This window comes from Sphingobacterium gobiense, assembly GCF_002980575.1.
GTDB classification, from domain to species: domain Bacteria; phylum Bacteroidota; class Bacteroidia; order Sphingobacteriales; family Sphingobacteriaceae; genus Sphingobacterium; species Sphingobacterium gobiense.
In genome coordinates this window covers 1-359 of sequence record NZ_PVBS01000015.1, presented here as the reverse complement: position 1 = coordinate 359, position 359 = coordinate 1, and the positions used below count along the sequence as shown (strand labels likewise).

Genomic DNA, 359 nt, shown 5'->3' with positions numbered 1-359 from the left:
CGCGGAGCAGTGCGGCCACCTTCGGGTCGGTCCACACATTGGCCTCCATCTTGCGGCAGTTGACACAGTTCCAGCCCGTGAAGTCGATCAGCACCGGTTTGTTCAGCTCTCTGGCCGCGGCAAGCCCCTCCTCGTAGTCGTAGTACGGATCAAATCCCTTGGGGGTGCCCCGGTCGTGGAAGATCTCGTAATATTTTTTCTTCTCCGTGCCGGCGCTTGCCGCAGGGGCTGCCCCGAAGTTCACCGTGGAGAGGTCGAAGTCCTGCGTGGCCGAGGGCGGCAGGAATGCCGAGATCGACTTGAGCGGTGCCCCCCACATGCCCGGCACCATGTACACCACGAAGGCGAACACCGTCACT

General features: G+C 62.4%; 1 protein-coding gene. It reads right to left on the bottom strand.

The window, feature by feature from the left end:
• Window positions 1-359: thioredoxin family protein (locus tag C5749_RS19385; protein WP_146113799.1), on the bottom strand; the 359-nt coding region annotated here is incomplete at both ends.